This is a genomic window from Streptosporangium sp. NPDC005286 (genome assembly GCF_040607515.1).
Taxonomy (GTDB): Bacteria; Actinomycetota; Actinomycetes; order Streptosporangiales; family Streptosporangiaceae; genus Streptosporangium.
Genome location: NZ_JBEXGU010000286.1, coordinates 1 through 6,957 on the forward strand (window position 1 = coordinate 1; position 6,957 = coordinate 6,957).

Annotated in this window: 5 protein-coding genes and 1 pseudogene; 4 read left to right on the top strand and 2 right to left on the bottom strand. The window is 70.7% G+C overall.

Features of this window, described 5'->3' with window-relative positions:
- Positions 1 to 337: 337 nt before the first annotated feature.
- Positions 338 to 1,756, bottom strand: a complete 1,419-nt coding sequence (locus ABZU75_RS44475) for a rhamnulokinase family protein (protein ID WP_355568924.1) — start codon at positions 1,754 to 1,756, stop codon at positions 338 to 340.
- Positions 1,757 to 1,806: 50 nt separating this feature from the next.
- Positions 1,807 to 2,814: a substrate-binding domain-containing protein gene (locus tag ABZU75_RS44480; protein ID WP_355568928.1), complete on the bottom strand. Its 1,008-nt coding sequence runs from the start codon at positions 2,812 to 2,814 to the stop codon at positions 1,807 to 1,809.
- Between the two features lie 220 nt (positions 2,815 to 3,034).
- On the opposite strand from ABZU75_RS44480, the gene ABZU75_RS44485 reads away from it, so the two are divergent.
- The 4 genes and pseudogenes from ABZU75_RS44485 to ABZU75_RS44500 form a co-directional block, all read left to right on the top strand.
- A complete protein-coding gene (locus ABZU75_RS44485) occupies positions 3,035 to 4,576 on the top strand; it encodes a sugar ABC transporter ATP-binding protein (RefSeq protein WP_350923722.1) in 1,542 nt (513 codons plus the stop codon).
- Positions 4,577 to 4,640: 64 nt separating this feature from the next.
- The gene (locus ABZU75_RS44490; RefSeq protein ID WP_355568932.1) at positions 4,641 to 5,663 is read left to right on the top strand and encodes an ABC transporter permease; all 1,023 of its coding nucleotides are present in this window, start codon (positions 4,641 to 4,643) and stop codon (positions 5,661 to 5,663) included.
- Complete coding sequence (locus tag ABZU75_RS44495) at positions 5,653 to 6,720, top strand: ABC transporter permease (protein WP_355568936.1); 1,068 nt, start codon at positions 5,653 to 5,655, stop codon at positions 6,718 to 6,720. Before ABZU75_RS44490 ends, ABZU75_RS44495 begins: the two co-directional genes overlap by 11 nt.
- Positions 6,721 to 6,730: 10 nt before the next feature.
- Positions 6,731 to 6,957 (top strand): annotated as a pseudogene (locus ABZU75_RS44500) (hypothetical protein); the annotation flags it as partial.

The following is a 6,957-nucleotide window of genomic DNA, read 5'->3' on the forward strand; positions in this document are numbered from 1 at the left end:
GCCTGGGGGGCTCGCGGGACGCGATGTTTTGGTGCCGATGTGGCGGTCGCCTCCTCGGCGAGAGGCACAACACGGCTCCAGCCGAACGGTATTCCGTGAAGGCGGTAATTTGCGGCCCGGGGGACACAAACCACATCGGCACGATCACTCTAACGGACGTCCGCCGGTGGTTATTCCGCTTCTCCCGTCACCGGCGTGTCAGCTATGGCCGGCGGCCTCCGGTCACTCGCAGCTCACGGTGGGAATCGGACTCCGCCGCCCTCGCCGCGGGAGGAGAAGATTCAAGACTTCTGGTGGCCGGCCGCTGGGACCGCCGGCGCGGCGCCGCGGGGGAGGCTCAGCGGCCGGCCAGCCGGGCCTCCGCACGGGCCCATGGCTCCTCGCCCTCTTCGGGAAGGTAGGTGACCAACCGCTCGCTCTGCCGCACCAGGGCGCGGATATCGGAGACCACGCCTTGGGCGCGGGCCTGGACCAGGGCGTTGCCGAGGGCGGCGGCCTCCACCGGCCCGGCGACCACGGGCAGGCCGGTCGCGTCGGCGGTCATCTTGCAGAGCAGCGCGTTGCGGGCACCGCCGCCGACCACGTGCACGACCTCCACCTCCTGGCCGCTGAGGCGTACGGCGTCGCGGAGCGTGCGCCGGTAGGCCAGGGCCAGGCTCTCCAGCACGCACCGTACGGTTTGCGCCCGTCCCTGCGGGGGCCGCTGGCCGGTCCGCTCGCAGTAGGTCGCGATCCGGGCCGGCATGTCGCCGGGGGGCATGAAGACCGGGTCGTCGGGGTCGACCACCGCCTGGAACGGGACGGCCTGCGCGGCGGCGTCGAGCAGGCCGGCCACGTCGGTCTCGCCCCAGGTGCGCATGCACTCCTGCAGGATCCACAGGCCCATCACGTTGCGCAGGTACCGGACGGTGCCGTCGAGGCCGCCCTCGTTGGTGAAGTTGGCCAGCCGGCTCTCCTCGGTCAGGACGGGCCTGGGGAGTTCGAGCCCGACCAGCGACCAGGTACCGGAGGAGATGTAGGCGAACCGCTCGGTGCTCGCGGGCACCGCCGCCACCGCGGAGGCGGTGTCGTGCGAGGCGACCGCGGTGACCGGGGTGGAACCCGGCAGCCCGGTCTCCGCGGCCACCTCGGCCAGGAGCGTCCCGGCGGGCGTTCCGGGGTGCCGCAGTTCCGGCAGGAGCCCGGTCGGCAGGCCCAGTCGCTCCGCCAGCCCTCGGGCCCAGTCGCCGGTCCGCACGTCGTACAGGCCGGTGGTGGAGGCGTTGGTGACCTCCGCGCCGACGGAACCGGTCAGCCAGCGGGTCAGCAGGTCCGGGATCATCAGCAGCGTCTCCGCGCGGTCGAGGCCCGGCTCGGCGAGCAGCTGGTAGACGGTGTTGAACGGCAGGAACTGCAAGCCGCCGACCTGGTAGAGCGTGTCGGCTCCCAGATCGGCGACGACTCGCTCCATGATCCCGTTGGTCCGCCGGTCGCGGTAGTGCACCGGGTTGCCGATGAGCCGGCCCGCGCCGTCGAGCAGCCCGTAGTCGACGGCCCAGGAGTCGATGCCGATCGAGTCGACCGGCCCGGCCTCGCGAAGCCCGTCGAGCACCCCCCGATAGAGGGCGAGGATGTCCCAGTGCAGGGTGCCGTCGACCCGGACCGGGCGGTTGGCGAAGCGGTGCGCCTCGGTCAGGCTGATCCGCTCGTCCTCGATCCGCGCCGTCATCACCCGGCCGCTGGAGGCTCCCAGGTCGACCGCCGCGTAAACGCTCATCTGTCACTCACCACTCGTGGTCAGGTGGCCGCAGCCGTTCCGTCCGCCGCTCAGCCGGTGGACTCGCGGGCGACCAGTTCGGGCTGGAACATGATCTGCCGGTGGGCGTGCTCGCCGGGGTTGCCGCACTCGTCCAGCAGCAGTTCGGTGGCGATCCGCCCGAGTTCGTAGGTGGGCTGACGGATCGAGCTCAGCGACACCGCCGAGGCCACCGCGAAGTCGATGTCGTCGTAGCCGATCAGGGCCACGTCGCCGGGCACGCCGACCCCGGCCTGGTGCAGGCCGCGCAGTACACCGAGGGCGAGCATGTCGTTGGCGCAGAAGATCGCCTCGGGCAGCCGCCCGGAGCGGACCAGCCGCTCCGCCGCCTCCTGGCCCGCCCGCGCGGTCATCGCGGGCATCTCCACCGTCTCCAGCGCGGTCGCCGGGGCGAGACCCGCGGCGGCGAGAGCCAGCTCCGCGCCCCGTCTGCGGTCCGCGCACTGCCGGATGGTCGGTGGGCCGGTGATGTGGTGGATGCTCCGCGCGCCGCGCTCCAGCAGGTGGCGGGTGGCCAGCCGGCCGCCCGCCACGTCGTCGACGCTCACCGAGCACAGGTCGGGCCGGTACGCCGGATGGTCGACCAGCACCACGCTGATGCCGTGCTCGCGCAATCCGTCGAGCCGCCGGGGATCGTCGTCCGACGGCGTGATCAGCACGCCGCGTACCCGATGTTCGGCGAACACGCGCAGGTTGTGCTCCTCCTTGGTGCGGGAACCTCCCGAGTTGCCGAGGATCACCGCGTAGCCGAGCGCGCTGGCGACGTCCTCGGCGCCCGCGGCGACGTCGGTGAAGAACGGGTTGCCGATGTCCATGAGCGACAGCCCGATGGTCCGGCTGTGCCCGGCGCGCAGCGTCGAGGCGGAGCCGTGCCGGACGAAGCCGAGCTCGCGGATCGCGCGCCTAACGCGCTCCCGGGTCTCGGGGGCGACCCGCTCCGGCCGGTTGAGCACGTTGGACACCGTGCCGGGGGAGACCCCGGCGACCCGAGCGACCTCCTTGATGCCGACGCCGCTCACCTGCTGTCCCCCCTTGACCCGGCATAGATTAAAACGTGTTACACGATGTCGACAAGACCCTACTCAAAGATGACGATGGGCCCACCATCCCCTGCCTGCGTAGTTGTCGTAACGCGTTGGAAACGAGACCTTCACCACCCATTGACAATGTCTGACGCTGCGGTTTAGCGTCCGGTCAGTCTTCTAAAACGTTTTTAGAGTAGGGAAGGGGTGTGGCGCGGTGACCGCACCGGGCGAAGGAGAGGCGCCACTCGGGCCGTCCCCCGGCGGGGCCCCTCCGGTCCTGGCACTGGCCGGGGTCAGCAAGGCGTTCGGCGCCGTGCAGGCGTTGCGCGAGGTCTCTCTGAACCTTTACGCCGGAGAGGCGCACGCGCTCGCCGGGGAGAACGGCGCGGGGAAGTCCACCCTGGTGAAGACCCTGGCCGGGGTGCACCGTCCGGACACCGGGCAGGTCCTGCTGGACGGCGAGCCGGTGGAATTCGGCAGTCCCGCCGACGCCCAGCAGGCGGGCGTGGCCGTGATCTACCAGGAACCCACGATGTTCCCCGACCTGTCGGTCGCCGAGAACATCTTCATCGGCCGGCAGCCCAAGGCCGCGCTCCGCCGCATCGACCGCAGGGCCATGCACGGCCGGGCCGCCGAGCTGTTCAAACGACTCGGCGTGGCGCTCGACCCCGAGCAGCCGGCCCGCGGCCTGTCCATCGCCGACCAGCAGCTCGTGGAGATCGCCAAGGCGCTCTCCCGGGACGCCCGGGTGCTGATCATGGACGAACCCACCGCGGCGCTGTCCGGCAACGAGGTGACCCGGCTGTTCAACGTGGTCAAGGCGCTGCGCGAGCAGGGCTGCGCGGTGCTGTTCATCTCGCACCGCCTGGATGAGATCTTCGAGCTCTGCCAGCGGGTCACCACGCTGCGCGACGGCGGCTGGATCGCCAGCGAACCCGTCGCGGGCCTGACCCATGACGACCTGATCCGCCGTATGGTCGGCCGCGACCTCGACAACCTTTATCCCAAGCAGGAGACCGAGGTCGGCGAGGTCGCCCTCAAGGTCGGCCGGCTCACCCGTGAGGGCGTGTTCACCGACGTCTCCTTCGAGGTGCGGCGGGGCGAGATCGTGGCACTGGCGGGGCTGGTCGGCGCCGGGCGCAGCGAGGTCGCCCGGGCCATCTTCGGAGTGGACCGCTGGGACGCCGGGACCGTGGAGGTCAACGGAGAGCGGCTGCCGCCCGCGTCCCCGACCGCTGCGATGTCCGCGGGCCTGGCCCTGGTCCCCGAGGACAGGCGTCAGCAGGGGCTGGTGATGGACCACTCGATCGAGCGCAACATCGGCATCACCGGCCTGAAGGCGCTGCGCCGTGGCCCGGTGATTTCCCGGGCCGCCGAGCGGGACCGCGCCCGCGACTGGGCCATCCGGCTCCAGCTCAAGTTCAACCGGCTGTCGGACGCGGTGAACGTGCTCTCCGGCGGCAACCAGCAGAAGGTCGTGCTGGGCAAGTGGTTGTCCACCAAGCCCGATGTGCTCATCATCGACGAGCCCACCCGGGGCATCGACGTGGGCACCAAGGCCGAGGTACACCGCCTGCTGTCCCAGCTGGCCGCCGACGGGCTCGCCGTGCTGATGATCTCCTCCGACCTGCCCGAGGTGCTGGGCATGGCCGACCGGGTGCTCGTCATGCAGGAGGGGCGGCTCGTCGCCGAGATCCCGCGGGAGCGGGCCACCGAGGAGAGCGTGATGACCGCAGCGACCGGAGGGACCTCGTGATCGACAGGAACGAGGGCGCCGGAAAGCACGGTGCCCGGGTCATGCGGCGGACGGAGGAAGCCTCATGAGCGCCGTCACCGCCGGGCGGAGCACCCGGAACCTGGTGGACCTGGTCTTCCGGGCCCGCGAGCTGAGCATCGTGGCGGCACTGGCCGTCCTGGTCATCGTGACCGTGGGCGTCAACGGCAACTTCCTGTCCGAGCAGGGCGTCAAGGACATCTTCCTCAACGCCTCCATCCTGGTGCTGCTCGCCGTGGGCCAGTCCGTCGTGGTCATCACCCGCAACATCGACCTGTCCGTCGGCTCGGTCGTCGGCCTGGTGGCCTTTACCGTCGGAGACTTCCTCGCCGCCGACCACAGCAGGGGCATCGTCTTCGCGGTGGTCCTGGGCGTCGGGCTCGGCGCGCTCTGCGGACTGGTCAACGGCCTGCTGGTCAGTTTCGGCCGAGTCCCGGCCCTGGTGGTGACGCTCGGCACGCTGTACGTGATCCAGGGCGTCGACCACTACATCGCCCACGGCAGGCAGATCAACGCCGTCGACCTCCCTCCGGCACTGCTGTCGCTGGGCAACGGCACGGTGTTCGGCATCCCGTACCTGCCGATGATCGCCGTCCTGGTGATGCTGGCCGTCGGCTACTACCTGCGCTCCTACGCCTCGGGCCGGGACTTCTACGCCATCGGCTCCAGCCCGGAGGCGGCGGCACTGGCCGGTGTGTCCGTGCGGCGCCGCGTCATGGCGGCCTATCTCTTCAGCGGTGCGCTCGCCGGCCTGGCCGGGGTGCTCTGGCTCTCCCGGTTCGGCACCGTCGTCGCCGACGCCGCCAACGGCTGGGAACTCCAGGTGGTCAGCGCCGTCGTGGTCGGCGGCGTGGCGATCACCGGCGGTGTCGGCACCGTATACGGCGCGGCCCTCGGCGCGCTGCTGCTCACCACGATCACCAGCGCGCTGGTCGTGCTCAAGGTCAGCCCGTTCTGGCAGCAGGCCATCACCGGCGCGTTGCTGCTTCTGGCGATCAGCGTCGACCGGCTGCTCGCCCTGCGGGTCGCGAGGGTACTGCGGAGGAGGAACTTCCGAAATGGCTCCTGACGTGAAGTCCGCCACCGGCGCCGCGGACACGGCCGCTCCGCTCCTCGCCGGGCTGCCGGACCGTGGCTCGCCAGGCCGGTTCCTCCGCTGGGACGTGCTGGTCGGCCTGCTCCTGGTGCTCGTCTTCATCGGCGGCTCGGTGGGATCGCCCGGCTTCGCCGGCGTCGACAACCTGTCCTTCGCCCTTGGCGACCTCGGTGAGATCGCGTTGATCGCACTGGCGATGACCATGCTGGTCGTCGCCGCCGAGGTGGACCTGTCGGTGGCCTCCGTGCTCGGCCTGTCGAGCGCGCTGGTCGGCACCCTGTGGGACGCCGGCTGGGCGATCGAGACGATCATCCCGCTGGTGGTCGTGGTCGGGGCGGTATGCGGCCTTGTCAACGGTCTGCTGGTGACCAGGCTGGGACTGCCGTCACTGGCGGTGACGATCGGCACGCTGGTGCTCTACCGGGGCCTGGCCTACGTGGTGCTCGGGGACCGGGCCATCGCCGAGTTCCCGCAGCAGTACGTCTCCCTCGCCGTGGAGGATGTTCCCGGCACCCCGATCCCCTACCCGGTGGCGCTGTTCGTCCTGCTGGCGATCATCACCGGCGTCGTGCTGCACGCCACCGGATTCGGCCGCTCGCTGTTCGCCATCGGCGCCCAGGAGGAGGCCGCGCTGTTCGCCGGCATCCGGGTCAAGCGCATCAAGCTCATCCTGTTCGTGCTCTCCGGCACGGTCGCCGCCTTCGCCGGAGTGGTCTTCACCCTCCGCTACGGCAGCGCCCGCGCCGACAACGGCATGGGCCTGGAACTGGCCGTCATCGCGGCCGTCCTGCTGGGCGGCGTCGACTTCGACGGCGGCAAGGGCACCCTCGGCGGGGTGATCGCCGGAGTGCTGCTCATCGGCCTTCTCCGCAACCTGCTCATGCTCAACGACGTGTCGACGGAGATCCAGTCGATCGTCACCGGACTCCTCCTGATCATCTCGGTGATCACCCCGCGTCTCGTTGCCGTCATGGGGCAACGCCGGCGCCGCCCGTCACCTGTCCCATCGCCCACACCCCCCGCATCCTGAGGAAGAACAGATGTTCACTGTTTCGCGAAGGTCCGCCTCGGCCGCGGTCATGGCCGGTCTGCTCTCGCTCGGGCTCGCCGCCTGCGGCGGCGGCACCACCAAGGACTCGGCCGGTTCGGCGGCCCCGGCGGCCCCGGCATCCTCGGCCCCGGCCAAGGCCGATCCGAACGCGCCGATCAAGGAAGGGCTGAAGATCGCGTTCCTGCCCAAGCAGATCAACAACCCCTACGAGACGAT